This window comes from Nocardioides sp. R-C-SC26 (assembly GCF_021246465.1).
In the GTDB taxonomy this organism is placed as follows: domain Bacteria; phylum Actinomycetota; class Actinomycetes; order Propionibacteriales; family Nocardioidaceae; genus Nocardioides.
Genome location: NZ_JAHRHK010000004.1, coordinates 188,762 through 203,311 on the forward strand (window position 1 = coordinate 188,762; position 14,550 = coordinate 203,311).

Annotated in this window: 12 protein-coding genes, 1 pseudogene and 1 riboswitch; of the genes and pseudogenes, 7 read left to right on the plus strand and 6 right to left on the minus strand. The window is 71.0% G+C overall.

The window, feature by feature from the left end:
* Positions 1-3: 3 nt before the first annotated feature.
* Positions 4-381, minus strand: a complete 378-nt coding sequence (locus tag KSO97_RS05640; RefSeq protein ID WP_232677034.1) for a hypothetical protein — start codon at positions 379-381, stop codon at positions 4-6.
* Between the two features lie 197 nt (positions 382-578).
* Here KSO97_RS05640 and lpdA point away from each other — a divergent pair, with 197 nt between their 5' ends.
* Both lpdA and sucB read left to right on the plus strand, forming a co-directional pair.
* Positions 579-1,955, plus strand: a complete 1,377-nt coding sequence (gene lpdA / locus KSO97_RS05645) for a dihydrolipoyl dehydrogenase (protein WP_232677035.1) — start codon at positions 579-581, stop codon at positions 1,953-1,955.
* 74 nt (positions 1,956-2,029) lie between these two features.
* Positions 2,030-3,803, plus strand: a pseudogene (gene sucB, locus KSO97_RS05650) (2-oxoglutarate dehydrogenase, E2 component, dihydrolipoamide succinyltransferase).
* A gap of 151 nt (positions 3,804-3,954) precedes the next feature.
* On the opposite strand, the gene KSO97_RS05655 reads toward sucB, so the two are convergent.
* From KSO97_RS05655 to KSO97_RS05670, 4 genes are all read right to left on the minus strand, one after another.
* Positions 3,955-4,719 (minus strand): DUF6263 family protein, encoded by a 765-nt coding sequence (locus KSO97_RS05655; protein ID WP_232677036.1) that lies wholly within the window; start codon positions 4,717-4,719, stop codon positions 3,955-3,957.
* A gap of 34 nt (positions 4,720-4,753) precedes the next feature.
* Positions 4,754-4,915, minus strand: coding sequence for a hypothetical protein (locus tag KSO97_RS05660; RefSeq protein WP_232677037.1), 162 nt, complete (start codon positions 4,913-4,915; stop codon positions 4,754-4,756).
* 193 nt (positions 4,916-5,108) lie between these two features.
* Positions 5,109-6,143: a ribonucleotide-diphosphate reductase subunit beta gene (locus KSO97_RS05665; RefSeq protein WP_232677040.1), complete on the minus strand. Its 1,035-nt coding sequence runs from the start codon at positions 6,141-6,143 to the stop codon at positions 5,109-5,111.
* An 8-nt stretch (positions 6,144-6,151) separates the two neighbouring features.
* Positions 6,152-8,644, minus strand: a complete 2,493-nt coding sequence (locus KSO97_RS05670; RefSeq protein WP_232677043.1) for a ribonucleoside-diphosphate reductase subunit alpha — start codon at positions 8,642-8,644, stop codon at positions 6,152-6,154.
* A 138-nt stretch (positions 8,645-8,782) separates the two neighbouring features.
* Positions 8,783-9,012: riboswitch (cobalamin riboswitch) on the minus strand.
* Positions 9,013-9,134: 122 nt separating this feature from the next.
* Here KSO97_RS05670 and KSO97_RS05675 point away from each other — a divergent pair.
* Complete coding sequence (locus KSO97_RS05675; protein ID WP_232677045.1) at positions 9,135-10,040, plus strand: TIGR01777 family oxidoreductase; 906 nt, start codon at positions 9,135-9,137, stop codon at positions 10,038-10,040.
* Here the strand turns inward: KSO97_RS05675 and KSO97_RS05680 are convergent.
* A complete protein-coding gene (locus KSO97_RS05680; RefSeq protein ID WP_232677047.1) occupies positions 10,015-10,599 on the minus strand; it encodes a hypothetical protein in 585 nt (194 codons plus the stop codon). The two genes, KSO97_RS05675 and KSO97_RS05680, sit on opposite strands and share 26 nt — an antisense overlap.
* 192 nt (positions 10,600-10,791) lie before the next feature.
* Here KSO97_RS05680 and KSO97_RS05685 point away from each other — a divergent pair, with 192 nt between their 5' ends.
* Genes KSO97_RS05685 through KSO97_RS05700 form a run of 4 tightly spaced genes read left to right on the plus strand, consistent with a single transcriptional unit; the run spans position 10,792 to position 14,531 of the window.
* Complete coding sequence (locus KSO97_RS05685) at positions 10,792-11,736, plus strand: esterase family protein (RefSeq protein ID WP_232677048.1); 945 nt, start codon at positions 10,792-10,794, stop codon at positions 11,734-11,736.
* Positions 11,737-11,770: 34 nt separating this feature from the next.
* Positions 11,771-12,532, plus strand: coding sequence for a lipoyl(octanoyl) transferase LipB (gene lipB, locus KSO97_RS05690; RefSeq protein WP_374198463.1), 762 nt, complete (start codon positions 11,771-11,773; stop codon positions 12,530-12,532).
* A 41-nt stretch (positions 12,533-12,573) separates the two neighbouring features.
* Positions 12,574-13,542: an ABC transporter ATP-binding protein gene (locus KSO97_RS05695; protein ID WP_232677049.1), complete on the plus strand. Its 969-nt coding sequence runs from the start codon at positions 12,574-12,576 to the stop codon at positions 13,540-13,542.
* The gene (locus KSO97_RS05700) at positions 13,539-14,531 is read left to right on the plus strand and encodes an ABC transporter permease subunit (protein WP_232677050.1); all 993 of its coding nucleotides are present in this window, start codon (positions 13,539-13,541) and stop codon (positions 14,529-14,531) included. The genes KSO97_RS05695 and KSO97_RS05700 overlap by 4 nt, the downstream gene beginning before the upstream one ends.
* Positions 14,532-14,550 lie beyond the last annotated feature (19 nt).

Below are 14,550 nucleotides of genomic sequence, written 5' to 3' on the forward strand. Positions count from 1 at the left end.
GGGTCAGGAGAGGCCCTGCTCGCGGCGCTGCTGCTTGATCCGGGAGTTGTAGTCCCGCATCCGCTGCGGGATGCCGACGACGGCGGCGTCGTAGGACGGGATCTGGTGGCGGTTCGCGAAGTCGTGGGCCCACTTCGACGACGGCACCCGGCGCCTCGTCCACTCGCCGTCGTGCGCGACGAGCAGCAGCGTGATCTCGCTGACGGCGGTACGCGGCTCGACGAACCCCTCGACGCCGCGTCGGGCGCCGACCCACTCCTGCAGGTGCTTCTCGTCGGTCCTGTCGCTGGCGCGAACCCGGGTGGAGCCGGTGCGCGCGGCGTCGCGCGCAGGACCGCTCATCTTCGTGCCCGAGCGGCGGAATCGATCCAAGAACGCCATGGAGACATTCTGCCCGACCACGCGAATGCCGCGTCGCGGAAGGCGGAGGTCGGGCTCGGTCCGACCGGCGCGACGGTCCTGACTCACGGGTAGCGCGGCGGGTGAACTGTCGTTCCTGCGGAGTGCAAGGATGGAGGTGTCGCATCGTCTGCGGGCACGGACCGCCGGCGATCGTGGCGGAGAGGACAGTGATACCGGTGGTCCGCACCGACTACGACGTGCTCGTCCTGGGCGCGGGTTCGGGCGGATACGCGTGTGCCCTGCGGGCCGCGCAGCTCGGTCTCGACGTCGGTCTGATCGAGGAGTCCCGGCTCGGCGGCACCTGCCTGCACCAGGGCTGCATCCCGACCAAGGCGCTGCTGCACGCCGCCGAGGTCGCCGACTCCGCGCGCGAGGCCGATCGGTTCGGAGTCCGCGCCACCCTGGAGGGCATCGACGTCCCCCGTGTCCTGGAGTACCAGCAGGGTGTCGTCGACCGGTTGTTCCGCGGTCTCACCGGCCTGGTCAAGGGTCGCGGCATCACCCTGATCGAGGGCCGCGGCGAGTTCGTCGGCCCCCGCGAGATCGAGGTCGACGGGGCGATCCACCGCGGCCGGCACGTCGTCGTCGCGACCGGCTCCGCCTCGCGCACACTGCCCGGTCTCGGCGTCGACGGCGAGCGGGTGCTGACCTCCGACCATGCCGTCCGCCTCGACCGTGTGCCCTCGCGTGCCGTCGTGGTCGGGGGCGGGGTGATCGGCTGCGAGTTCGCCAGTGCCTGGCGCAGCTTCGGGAGCGAGGTCACCATCGTCGAGGCCGCCGACCGACTTCTGCCCTCCGAGGACGAGGCGAGCTCGGCCGCCCTGGCTCGCGCGTTCGGCAAGCGCGGCATCACGGTCCGCACCGCGACGGCTTTCGCCTCGATCGCGCACACCGGAGACGGCGTCGCCCTGACGGTGGCTGACGGCTCGGTGATCGAGGCCGACGTCGTGCTGGTCGCCGTGGGCCGGGGGCCGCTCACCGACGGCATCGGCCTGGAGAAGGCCGACGTCACGCTCGAGCACGGCCTGGTCGTGGTCGACGAGTTCTGCCGAACCAGCGCGGAGGGCACCTACGCCGTCGGCGACATCGTCGCCGGGCCCCAGTTGGCGCATCGTGGATTCGCGCAGGGCATCCTCGTGGCCGAGCACATCGCCGGCCTCGCGCCTCAGCCGATCGACGAGGCCGGCATCCCGCGCGTCACCTACAGCCGCCCCGAGGTCGCCTCCGTCGGCCTGACGGAGGCTGCCGCTCGCGGTCGCTACGGGGGCGGGGGCCGCACGCTCGTCTACGACCTCGCCGGCAACGGCAAGAGCCAGATCCTGCGCACGCAGGGCTCGATCAAGCTCGTCCAGGCGCCGGGAGGCGCCGTCGTCGGTCTCCACCTCGTCGGCGAGCGCGTCGGCGAGTTGATCGGCGAGGCCCAGCTCATCTACGGCTGGGACGCCCACGCCGAGGACGTCGCACCGCTGGTGCACGCGCACCCCACCCAGAACGAGGCGCTGGGCGAGGCCCACCTGGCGCTGGCCGGCAAGCCGTTGCACGCGCACGGCTGACCGGCGAAGAATCGCTCGTACGACCCGACCGACGCATCACCACACCCCGCAACCCGAAGGACAGATCAGCAGCCATGGCCACTGAAGTCACCCTCCCCGCCCTCGGCGAATCCGTCACCGAGGGCACCGTCACGCAATGGCTGAAGCAGGTCGGCGACACCGTGGCGGTCGACGAGCCGTTGCTGGAGGTCTCCACCGACAAGGTCGACACCGAGATCCCCTCTCCTGTCGCCGGCACGCTGCTGGAGATCAAGGCGAGCGAGGACGAGACCGTCGAGGTCGGTGCCGTGCTCGCGCTGATCGGCGAGGAGGACGAGGCACCCTCCGGTGGTGACTCCGAGCCGGAGCAGCCTGCCGAGCCGGCCCAGGCCGAGACTCCTGCCGAGCCCGAGCCTGCCCAGGACGAGCCGGCCGAGGAGGAGACCTCGTCGGAGCCCGTGGCTGCGTCGAACGACAGCGGCTCCGGCAGCTCCGGCGGCTCCGGCACGCCCGTCACCCTGCCTGCCCTGGGTGAGTCGGTCACCGAGGGCACCGTCACCCGCTGGCTGAAGCAGGTCGGCGACGAGGTCGCGGTCGACGAGCCGCTGCTGGAGGTCTCCACCGACAAGGTCGACACCGAGATCCCCTCACCGGTGGCCGGCACGCTGCTGGAGATCAAGGTCTCCGAGGACGAGACCGTCGAGGTCGGCGCCGAGCTCGCCGTCGTCGGCGACGGCTCGGCCACGCCCGCGGCGCCGGAGAAGCCGGCCGCCGAGCCCGAGCCGGAGCCGGGGCCGGAGGAGGAAGCGGGAGCCCGAGGAGACCCAGCAGCCCGCACAGGCCGAGTCCGAGCCCGCGGAGCCTCAGCAGGCAGAGTCGAAGCCGGCCGAGACCCTAGCAGCGCCGGCCGCGTCGTCCGGTGGCGGCGACGGCACCGGCTACGTCACCCCGCTCGTGCGCAAGCTCGCCTCGCAGCACGGCGTCGACCTGGCCTCGGTCGCCGGCAGCGGTGTCGGTGGCCGGGTCCGCAAGCAGGACGTGCTCGACGCCGCCGCCGCGGCCAAGGCCGCTCCCGCCGCTCCCGCCGCCTCGGGCGCAGCGGCTCCCGCCGCGCCTGCGGCCGGGCGCCCGGCCGCACCGAGCATCACCCCGTCGCCGCTGCGCGGCACGACGGAGAAGATCAGCCGCCTGCGCAAGATCATCGCCGAGCGGATGATCGACTCGCTCGACACCTCGGCGCAGCTGACCCAGGTGGTCGAGGTCGATGTCACCAACATCGCGCGCCTGCGGGAGTCGGTGAAGGCGGACTTCCTGGCCCGTGAGGGCGTCAAGCTGACCTACCTGCCGTTCTTCGCCAAGGCTGCGATCGACGCGCTCAAGCAGCACCCGAAGCTGAACGCGGCGATCGACACCGAGAAGGGCGAGATCACCTACTTCGACCGTGAGAACCTCGCGCTCGCCGTCGACACCGAGAAGGGTCTGATCACGCCGGTGGTCAAGGACGCCGGCGACCTGTCGATCTCGGGCCTAGCCAAGAAGATCGCGGACGTCGCCGAGCGCACCCGCACCAACAAGATCGGCCCCGACGAGCTGTCGGGCGGAACGTTCACGATCACCAACCTCGGCAGCGTCGGCGCCCTGTGGGACACGCCGATCATCAACAAGCCGCAGGTCGCGATCCTCGGTCCGGGCGCGGTCGTGAAGCGCGCGGTCGTGATCGACGACCCGAACCTCGGCGAGACGATCGCGGTGCGTCACATGGTCTACCTCGCGCTGACCTACGACCACCAGCTCGTCGACGGTGCCGACGCCGGCCGGTTCCTCACCGAGGTCAAGCAGCGCCTCGAGGCCGGAGCCTTCGAGGTCTGAGCGCGCTGTCGGGTACTCGGCTCACCGGGTCTCGACAAGCTCGACCACCGGTTCGGTGGTCAAGCTTGTCGAGACCAGTGACGGTCGCAGAGCGACCTCCTCGACCACCGGTTCGGTGGTCGAGCTTGTCGAGACCCTGTGAGGCGCGTGCTCAGTCCGCGACGCGCTCGGTGCTGAACTCGGTGGTGTTCTCGGTGCTGGTCTCCACGGCCTGCCCCTCGCCCTCCAGGCTGGAGGTGTTGGTGAGGGTGACGCGCGTGCGACGGGGTGTCGGCATGCCCAGGTCGAGCGTGATCTGCCCGGTTCCGGTTCCCTGACCGGACACGGAGACGCCGGCGACCGACGACGTCTGCTCGATCTCGGTCGTGCTGACGATCTCGACCACGTTGCCGCGGCGCGAGCGCAGCTCGTAGATCGTGCGCTGCGAGGTCTCGACGCCGCTCACGGTGAAGCTGCTCTCGGCGTCCCAACGACCACCGATGCCGATGGCCTCCTCCGGCAGCGGGATCGTGACCTGCGCGGCCTGGCTGGTGAGCTGGTCGACGAACTGACGCGACCCGTCGTCCATGCCCTCGGGGATGTCGACCTCGTTGCTCACCAGCTCGCCACGGGTCGAGAGCACCAGGGTGCTGCGCAGACCCGACATCGCGCCGACCTCCGCCTCGATCTGCTGGACCTGCGCAGGATCCATCTCGCCTGCCACGGGTCGGATCTCGTCGATGACCTGCTCGACGGTGAACGTGTCGCTCTGGACGTCGATCACCGTGGAGGTCTGGGACAGCTCGAGCGCGATGGTGATCGGCGCACCGCCGGCGACCTTCACGACCGAGGTCTGGCGACCGCTGAACGTCGTGACCTGACCCTCCTCCGCGCTGAACCGGAGTTCGCCACGCTTGCCGGCGCCGACGTCCAGCACGGTGACCACCGGAGCGGGTGCCGGCTGCGGCTCATCAGTGGCGCTCGGCGTCGGCGACGGGCGGGCGGGGGGGGGCGGCGGACGACGCCGACGGCGACGTCTCGTCGTCCGGCTCGCCGTCCGCACCGCATGCGGTGACGACGAGAGCCAAGGAGCAGACCGCGATGACTCCGCGTGAGATGCGCAACGTCTTCATAGCGCGCGAGGCTAGCGCCACGGGTCAGGTCTCGTGACGGTCGCAGAGCGACCTCCCCGACCACCAACCGCCGCCGGTGGTCGAGGAGCCGCCGGCCCACCGGTGGTTGAGGAGCCCGCCCGAGGAACGAGGGCGGGCGTCTCGAAACCCCGCCCTCGTTCCTTCGGCGCCGGCAGGAAACGCGACCCGCCGGTCAGAAGTCCTCGTCGAACCCGACGGCTCCGCTGACGCCGACCTGGTAGGCGGAGACCTTGCGCTCGAAGAAATTGGAGAGCTCCTGCACGTCCTGCAGCTCCATGAACGCGAGCGGGTTGGCCGAGCCGAAGATGATCGGGAGGCCGAGTCGTTCCATGCGGCGGTCGGCGACGTACTCCAGGTAGGCACGCATGTCCGCCGTCGAGAGCCCCGCGACACCGCCTTCGAGCAGGTCGTCGGCGAACTGGGCCTCGGCCTCGACGCCGTCGATGAGCATCTGCCGGACCTGCTCCTTCATCTGGTCGTCGAAGAGCTCCGGCTCCTCGGCGCGGACCGTGTCGACGACCTCGAAGGCGAAGGCCATGTGCATCGACTCGTCGCGGAACACCCAGTTGGTGCCCGAGGCGAGCCCGTTGAGCAGGCCGCGCGAGCGCAGGAAGTAGACGTAGGCGAAGGCGCCGTAGAAGAAAAGACCCTCGATCACGGCGGCGAAGCAGATCAGGTTGAGCAGGAAGGCTCGCCGATCGTCCGCTGTTCGCAGCTCCTGGAGGTCGAAGACCGAGTCGATCCACCTGAAGCAGAAGTCCGCCTTGTGCTTGATCGAGGGGATGTTGTCGATCGCGGCGAAGGCCTCGTGCCGCTCCTTCTCGTCGGGGACGTAGGTGTCGAGCAACGTCAGGTAGAACTGCACGTGGACCGCCTCCTCGAAGAGCTGCCGGCTCAGGTACAGGCGGCCCTCCGGAGAGTTGATGTGCTGGTAGAGGTTGAGCACCAGGTTGTTGGCGACGATGGTGTCGCCGGTGGCGAAGAACGCCACCAGTCTGGAGACCAGGTGCCGCTCGGCGTCCGAGAGCCGCTGGAGGTCCTTCAGGTCGGAGTGGAGGTCGACCTCCTCGACGGTCCAGGTGTTCTTGATGGCGTCGCGGTACATGTCGTAGAAGTGCGGGTACCGCATCGGCCGCAGCGTGAGGTACATGCCGGGGTCGAGCAGCATCTTGGTGACGCTGGTGTCGGTCGCAGCGGAGGGGGTCATGTCGGTGGTCACTGGCAGGCCTCGCAGCTCTCGGGGTTCTCGAGGGAGCAGGCGAGCGCTTCCTCGTCGGTGTAGGTGGTCGGTGCGGGCACCACGACGGCGTCCGCGGGCGTCGGCGGCGCCGTGTCGACGGCTCCGACGGCGACCGGCATCGCCGTCGCGGTCGAGGCGCCGATGGTGGTCGTCTGCTGGATCCGCGTGGCCGGGCGTGAGCGGAGGTAGTAGGTCGTCTTCAGGCCCGACTTCCAGGCGTGCAGGTACATCGAGGAGAGCTTGCCGATCGACGGCCCGGCGATGAACAGGTTGAGCGACTGGCTCTGATCGATGAAGGCCTGCCGCTGGGCACCCATGTCGATGAGGGCACGCTGCGGCAGCTCCCATGCCGTCCGGAACAGCGCACGGACGTCGTCCGGCAGTTCGGCGATGCCCTGGACCGATCCCTCGGCCTTCTTGATGGCGTCGCGGATGGCCGGTGTCCAGAGATCGCGTGCCTTCAGCTCGCGGACGAGCGCGGTGTTGATCTGCAGGAACTCCCCCGACAGCGTCTCGCGCTTGAACAGGTTGGACACCTGCGGCTCGATGCACTCGTAGCAACCGGCGATCGAGGCGATGGTGGCGGTCGGCGCGATCGCCACCAGGAGCGAGTTGCGCAGACCGTGCTCCGCGATAGAGGCGCGGATGCCGGCCCAGCGCTCGGTCTGGGTCACCGCGACATCCCAGTGGTCGGGCTGCAGCACACCGCTGGCGGCCCGGGTCTCCGCGAACGCCGGGTGCGGACCGTGCTCCCGTGCCAGTTCGCAGGACACCTCCAGCGCAGTCAGGTAGATCTCCTCCGAGATCCGCGTCGACAGCTCGCCGGCCTCGGCGGAGTCGAAGGGCAGGCCCAGGGCGAAGAAGACGTCCTGCAGGCCCATCAGCCCCAGCCCGACAGGTCGCCACCGCGGGTTGGACCGCGCCGCCTCGGCGCTGGGGTAGAAGTTGATGTCGATGACGCGGTCGAGCAGCGGGACGGCGGTGCGCACGGTCTGGCGCAGCTTCTCCCAGTCCACGCCGACTCCGGTCGTGCCCGTGGGACTGACCGTGTCCGCCAGCACCGCCGTCAGGTGCTGCGCGAGGTTGATCGAGCCCAGGTTGCAGACCGCCGTCTCGCCGTCGGAGGAGACCTCGATGATCTCGGTGCACAGGTTCGAGAGGTGGACCACCGGGCCGCCTGGCTCGTCGGTGGTCTGATTGCAGGTGCGGTTGCTGGCGTCCTTGAAGGTCATCCAGCCGTTGCCGGTCTGCGCGAGGGTGCGCATCATCTTGGCGTAGAGGTCCCGCGCGGGCACCTGCCGCACGTACCGCCCCTCCTCCTCGGCCCGTCGGTAGGCGGCGTCGAACCGGGCGCCCCACAGGTCGACGAGCTCGGGGGCCTCGTTCGGGTCGATCAACGACCACGGCTCGTCGGCCTCGACCCGGCGCATGAACTCGTCGGGGATCCAGTTGGCCAGGTTGAGGTTGTGGGTGCGGCGTGCGTCCTCGCCGGTGTTGTCCCGCAGCTCGAGGAACTCCTCGACGTCGGGGTGCCACGGTTCGAGGTAGACGCAGGCGGCGCCCTTACGTCGTCCACCCTGGTTGACGGCGGCGACCGAGGAGTCCAGCGTGCGCAGGAACGGCACGATGCCGTTCGACTGCCCGTTCGTTCCGCGGATGAGAGCGCCGCGGGACCGGACGCGGGAGAAGGAGATGCCGATGCCGCCGGCGAACTTCGACAGCTTGGCCACCTGGGCGTAGCGGCTGTAGATCGAGTCGAGGTCGTCACGCGGTGAGTCGACGAGGTAGCACGAGCTCATCTGCGTGTGCTGCGTGCCGGAGTTGAACAGCGTCGGCGAGCTGGGCAGGTAGGCCAGCGAGGACATCAGCCGGTAGAACTCGATCGCCTCGGACGGCGTGCGCGCGAGGCCGCAGGCGACCCGCAGCATGAAGTACTGCGGGGTCTCGATCACGAGGCGGCTGATCGGGTGTCGCAGCAGGTAGCGGTCGTAGACGGTGCGCAGACCGAAGTACTCGAACCGGCGGTCGCCGTCGGCGTCGATCGCGAAGTCGAGCTTGCGGGCGTTGTCCTTGACGAAGCGCGCGGTCTCCTCGCCGATCAGGCCCTCGGCGTGCCCGAGGCCGATCGACTGGCTGAACGAGGCGACGCCCTGGTTGCGCACCTCCTTGTCGATGTAGCCCGACAGCAGCCGTGCGGCCAGCCGCGAGTACTGCGGCTCCTCGCCGATCATCTCCGCGGAGGTCTGGATCGAGAGACGGTCCAGCTCGGCGGTGGTGGCGCCGTCGTAGAGGCCGCTGATGGTGCGGGTGGCGACCCGCATCGGGTCGACGTCGGCCAGGTCGCCGCTGACGCGGTCGACGGCGCGCACGATCTTGTTGACGTCGACGGGCTCGCTGTCGCCGTTGCGCTTGAGCACCTGCATGGATGACCGGCGTTCGCCGGTGGTGGTGGAGACGGTGACCGTCATTGCTCTCTCCTCGCGAGACTCAGGTCCTGATCGGATCCGGGTCCTGCGAGGGGGCGACGGTGCGAGACGACGGCGCCCGGGGGCGCGCACGTCACAGCCAGCCGTCGGCCCTCCCACGGGGCCTCGGACCATCGCGTCCGACGGACGCGATGCGCTGGCAGGTCTTCGGACTCGTGGGCGTCGTGCGAGCTCCTACTGGCCGTCGCTTCCCAGGTCTCGCGCGAGACCCAGTGCGTGGTGACGGCGGTCGTTCCCACTCACCGCTGCGGGGCAGTCCCGGAATCTCACCGGGTTCCCTCTTCGAAGACGGACGTCTCCTGCTCGACTCGTCTGGATGACGAGTGCGAACCAGCTGCGGTGGCACCATATCTGGTGAATGACAACGATGTAACCCCCACATCTAGGGATCATCGACGAGCCGACGGAAGCATGTGCCACAACCCGCGGTCCGGGGGTGGCGGTCGCGTCGACACGTCGGCAGGCTCGACCCATGACGCTCTCCGTACTCGTCGCCGGCGGCTCCGGCTTCCTGGGCACCCACCTCCGCTCGGAGCTCTCGGCGCGCGGGCACGTCGTCACCTCGCTGGTGCGTCGGCCGCCGCGGACGGGTGCCGAGGTGCGTTGGGATCCCGAGGCCGGTGTGCTCGACGCGACCGTCGTCGAGGCCGCCGACGTCGTGGTGAACCTGGCCGGCTCCCCAACCGTCGGCAACCCGCACTCGCGGCGATGGGCCCGCGAGCTGGAGGAGAGCCGGGTGCGCACCACGTCGCTGATCGCGGAGCGCGTCGCCGCGTCGACGAGGAAGCCTGCCTTCCTCGCGGGCAACGGGATCTCCTACTACGGAGACCACGGAGAGACCATGCTGACCGAGGCCTCGGACAGCCGCGGCCACGCGTTGCTGACCGAGGTCACCCGGGTCTGGCAGGCGGCCGCCGACCCCGCCGTCGAGGCCGGCGCGCGGGTGTGCGTCCTCCGTACCTCACCGGTGATGGACCGGCGTTCGGCACCGCTGCAGCAGCTGCGGCTGCTGTTCAAGGCCGGCCTGGGAGGACGCCTGGGAAACGGCCGCCAGTACATGCCGATGTCGTCGTTGCGCGACTGGGTGGGGGCGGTCGTCCACCTCGCCGAGCACCCCGACGCCGCGGGAGCGTTCAACATCTGTCTTCCCGTGGCACCCACCAACGCCGAGTTCACCGCCGCGCTGGCGCGCGCGGTGCACCGACCGGCGATCGTGCCCGTGCCGGGCCCGGCGCTCCGTCTCGCCGCGGGGGCGATGGGACCTGAGCTGCTCGGCTCGGTGAACGTCCGGCCCGCGGCGTTGGAGGACGTCGGATACGAGTTCCGCGATCCCGACGTCGAGACGATGCTGGCTACCGGCCTGCGGGCGACCTCGTAGACCGCCGCACCTCGAACGACGAGGCGAGCCTCCACCGGCCGTCGACCAGGCGCAGGTCCAGCCGACGGGTGGACACCGCGTCCGAGGCGAGCGCAACGCCGTCAGAGGTGGCCACCACCCGATCGGTGACGCGCAGCACCAGGCGATCGTGGAAGCGCTTGCGGACCCGCAGGTCCAGCATCTGCGTCTGCCACCGCGGCGGCGCGACGTCGGCTGCCAGCCAGGCACGCAGCATCGCGACGTCGCGCTCCCCCGCCGTGGAGCCCGGCAGGTAGAGGCGGATCAGCGCGGTCGGATCGCCGTCGGCCCAGGCGCGCTGGCGGTGGGCGTCCCACCGTCGCAGCACGTCGCGCGCGCGGGCATCGGCGCGCACCAGCCCGGACGGCGTGGTCAGCGCGACGTCGTGGGCTCGTGGCGGATCGGATCGTCCCTGCTCGGCGGACGTCGCCGCCAGGGCGACTGCGGCCACGATCAGCAGGCCGAGCACCCCCACCGGAGCGAGCCACCAGAGCGCGCGACGAGGTGCGTGGCGGATCGGATCTGCGCGGTGCGCGGCCATGAGTCCGGTCTACGCCACCCTGGCGATCCGCGCCGCCGTCTCTCCACAGGCCGCGACCCGTCTCACCGGGTTTCGAGACGGCCCTCGTCCCCCGGGCCTCCTCAACCACCGGTGGTTGAGGAGCGAGCGCCAGCGAGCGTCACGAAACCCCGCGACCCGACCAGCGCCCCCACAACCTGGCATCCTGGCGAGGTGACGACGGGGGGCTCGGGGCGACCAGGCGTGCGCGGCGCAGGCGTCGACCGCCGCACCGTCCTCGCCGGCGCAGCGGGCTTCGCCGGGGTGTCGGCGGGGCTGGTCGCGATCGGCGTCGCGCGACGTCGTGAGCCCGACGTCGCCGACCCCGAGGCGTTCCTCGACCGGGTGCTAGGGCAGCCGGGCGCCGTGCCCGACGTCCGCCCCGGCCCGGTCGAGCACGGCAGGTTCCGCTCGACCGCCAGGCTCGGAGCGACGGTGCCGTGGGTGCTGATCAGGCCACCGGGCCGCCATCGACGCCTCCCCCTGGTGGTCGCGCTCCACGGTCACGGCGGCACGGTCGCCCAGCTGCTCGAACCGCGCTGGGATCTCCCCCGGTTCCTCGCCGCCGCCGTCGCCGACGGCGTCCCGCCCTTCGCCATCGCGGCGGTCAACGGCGGCGACACCTTCTGGCACCGCCGCCCGTCCGGCGAGGACGCCGGCGCGATGGTGACGCGCGAGTTCCTGCCCATGCTGGGTGGCCGTACGCGGGACCTGCGGGGTGCACCGATCGGCCTGCTCGGCTGGTCGATGGGCGGGTACGGGGCGCTGCGCATCGCGGGCCTGCTCGGCGCCGACCGGGTCGCCGCCGTGGTGGCGAACAGCCCCGGCCTCTACCTCGATCCCGCGCAGGCGCATCCCGACGGCTTCGCCGACCCTGCCGAGTACCGGCGCTACTCGATCATGGAGCGCCAGCGCGACCTCGACGGCGTGAGCGTGCGCATCGACGTCGGGTCGAGCGATCCGTTCGCGCCCGCAGTGCGCGCCTACGTCGATGGTTTCGCCGACGGCGCCGACCTCACCGCGAGCTTCGAGCCCGGCACGCACACGCTCGGCTACTCGCTGCGCCTCCTGCCGGCCGAGCTGGCGTTCCTCGGCACGCACCTGGCCGCTCGCTCGTGAATCGACCGTCGCAGGCCAGGAGTAGCCTGAAACGGTGACGTCGTCGCCTGAACTCGACCCGAGCGCGCCGCGGCCGGCTCCGGTCTACGAGATCGCCGGTCTCGGTGCAGACGCCGTCGACTACTTGGCGGCCTGGGAGCACCAGCGCCGGGTGCACGCCGACGTCGTCGCGGGCGAGCGCCCCGGCACGGTGCTCCTGCTGGAGCACCCGCCGGTCTACACCGCCGGCAAGCGGACCGACCCGCACGAGCGGCCCGCGGATCCCGGCGGCGCGGCCGTGATCGACGTCGACCGCGGCGGCAAGATCACCTTCCACGGCCCGGGTCAGCTCGTGGGCTACCCCATCGTGCGCCTGCCCGACCACGTGAAGGTCGTCGACTACGTGCGCCGGGTCGAGGAGGCCCTCATCGCCGTCTGCGCCGATCTCGGCGTGAAGACCGCGCGCGTGCCCGGACGCAGCGGCGTCTGGCTGCGCGAGGACGACCGCGGCCCCGAGCGGAAGATCGCGGCGCTCGGCATCCGCGTCAGCCGCGGCGTGACGATGCACGGTTTCGCGATCAACTGCGACGTCGACCTCGCCTGGTACGACCGGTTCGTGCCCTGCGGCATCGCCGACGCCGGCGTCACGACGCTCTCGACCGAGCTCGACCGGCGCGTGGGCGTCGCGGAGGTGTTGCCGTTGGTGCAGCACCATCTCGACACCTACCTGGCGTGGACGCCGTACGACGCCACGCCCGACTTCGACCCCAAGCCCGAGCCCGGGCGTGTCCCGAGGATCACCCTCGTCGCTCCGTGATTCCCTGCTCCGGTGCCATTCTCGGATCGGAGCAGTCAGCGATGAGCGACCTCGTCATCGAGACCAGCGGCCTGTGCAAGGAGTTCCGCGGACGTCGCGGAACCCGCCTGGCCGTCTCGAACCTCGACCTGTCCGTGCCGGCCGGCGGCGTGCACGGCTTCCTCGGCCCGAACGGGTCGGGCAAGACCACCACGATCAGGATGTTGCTCGGCCTGGCCCGTGCGACGCGGGGCCAGATGCGGCTGTTCGGCCAGTCCGTGCCGGACGAGCTGCCGCGGGTGATCGATCGTGTCGGCGCGGTCGTGGAGTCGCCGAAGTTCTCCCCTCACCTCACCGGACGCCGCAACCTGCAGCTGCTCGGCGACTCCATCGGCGTGCCGAAGGCGCGGGTGGACGCCGCACTCGAGACTGTGGGCCTCACCGGCCGCGACCGTGAGCGCTACCGCGGCTATTCGCTGGGCATGAAGCAGCGCGTGGCGATCGCGGCCACGCTGCTCAAGGACCCCGACCTGCTGATCCTCGACGAACCCACCAACGGCCTCGACCCTGCCGGCATCCGCGAGATCCGCGAGACCATCCGCGGCCTCGGCGAGCAGGGCACGACCGTGCTGCTCAGCTCCCACATCCTCGCCGAGGTGCAGCAGGTCTGCACCTCCGCCACGATCATCGGCAACGGCCGCCTGCTGGCCTCGGGCCGGGTCGACCAGCTGCTCGACGACGGCCCGGCGGCACATGTCGTGCAGGTGCCCGACGTCGACGCCGCGCTCGCCGTCCTCACCGCGGCGGGGCTGACCGCCACCCGGCACGACGACGGCGTCCGCGTCGTCACCGAGGACGCCGCGGCGATCAGCCGCGCCCTCGCGGAGTCGCGGATCTGGCTGACCGGCCTGAGCGCCGAGCGGCGCGACCTGGAGACGGTGTTCCTGCAGCTCACCGCGGCGGACACCCTGGGCACCTCGCATCCGGGCACCGGCCATGCCGACGACGCACCCGAGGCGGGTGCGCGATGAGGCGTCTGCTCGTGGTCGAGCTGAACCGGCTGCGCTGGCGGCGCGCGATCGTCGTCCTGCTGCTGGCCGCCGCCGTCATCCCGCTCCTGCTCGTCGGCGAGCGCTACCTGACGACGTCCAAGCCGACGGCGGAGGACTACGCGGTCGCCCAGCAGAACTTCGAGTCGGAGCTCGCCTACTCCGAACGCGAGTCCGCCAAGTGCGAGCGCAAGCCGGAGCGCTACGACATCGATCCGTCGGCCGACGATCTCGCCCAGCGCTGCCGCGACATCTTCTACTTCCCCACCAGCGTGGAGGAGTACATCTACGTCGAGCGCATCGACCTGGCCTACGAGCGGCTCGAGCGATCGGGCGTCGCCGTCGCGGCGATGCTCGGCGTCGTGATGTTCCTGATCGGCACCACCTTCGTGGGCCACGACTGGAACACCGGGTCGATGAGCAACCAGCTGCTCTTCGAGACGCGACGACTGCGCGTCTGGGCGGCCAAGCTCGTCGCCGTCGCGGCGGTGGCGCTGCTCGCGTGCCTGGTGATCACGACGTCGTTCTGGCTGCTGATGGACCTCGCGCGCCACGCCCGTGGGTTCGATCAGGGCGACGGCGTCCTGGGCGACGCGCTCGGACAGGGGCTGCGCACCTCGGCGATGGGCGCTGCGGCGGCGGCCGGCGGCTACCTGTTCACGATGCTGACCCGCAGCACGGTGTTCACGCTCGGCGTCCTCTTCGGTGTCTCGGTCGCCGGCGGCGTGCTGCTCGCCACCGTCGGGCCGTCCGACGTCGGGCCTGTCGACCCGATCATCAACGCGCGGGCGGCCGCCATCGGGGAGGCCTCCTACTACGTCGAGGCGCCGTGCGAGGGCGACCCGAGCGGCAGCATCTGCTTCACCGAGCGCACCCGCGACGGCGACGACGGGGCGATCTACTACGGCGTCGTGCTCGCCGTGGTCGGGGCGGCGTCCGTGGTCTCCTTCCGGCGTCGTGACCTGCCATGACCGCGGCGTAGACTCGACG

Bases quoted from the DNA above. Each gene is read 5' to 3' on its own strand.
- KSO97_RS05695 (WP_232677049.1), top strand. From the start codon at position 12,574: ATGAGCGACCTCGTCATCGAGACCAGCGGCCTGTGCAAGGAGTTCCGC.
- KSO97_RS05640 (WP_232677034.1), bottom strand. From the start codon at position 381: ATGGCGTTCTTGGATCGATTCCGCCGCTCGGGCACGAAGATGAGCGGT.
- KSO97_RS05660 (WP_232677037.1), bottom strand. From the start codon at position 4,915: ATGAAGACGTTGCGCATCTCACGCGGAGTCATCGCGGTCTGCTCCTTG.
- KSO97_RS05680 (WP_232677047.1), bottom strand. From the start codon at position 10,599: ATGGCCGCGCACCGCGCAGATCCGATCCGCCACGCACCTCGTCGCGCG.
- KSO97_RS05665 (WP_232677040.1), bottom strand. From the start codon at position 6,143: ATGACCCCCTCCGCTGCGACCGACACCAGCGTCACCAAGATGCTGCTC.
- KSO97_RS05670 (WP_232677043.1), bottom strand. From the start codon at position 8,644: ATGACGGTCACCGTCTCCACCACCACCGGCGAACGCCGGTCATCCATG.
- KSO97_RS05700 (WP_232677050.1), top strand. From the start codon at position 13,539: ATGAGGCGTCTGCTCGTGGTCGAGCTGAACCGGCTGCGCTGGCGGCGC.
- KSO97_RS05675 (WP_232677045.1), top strand. From the start codon at position 9,135: ATGACGCTCTCCGTACTCGTCGCCGGCGGCTCCGGCTTCCTGGGCACC.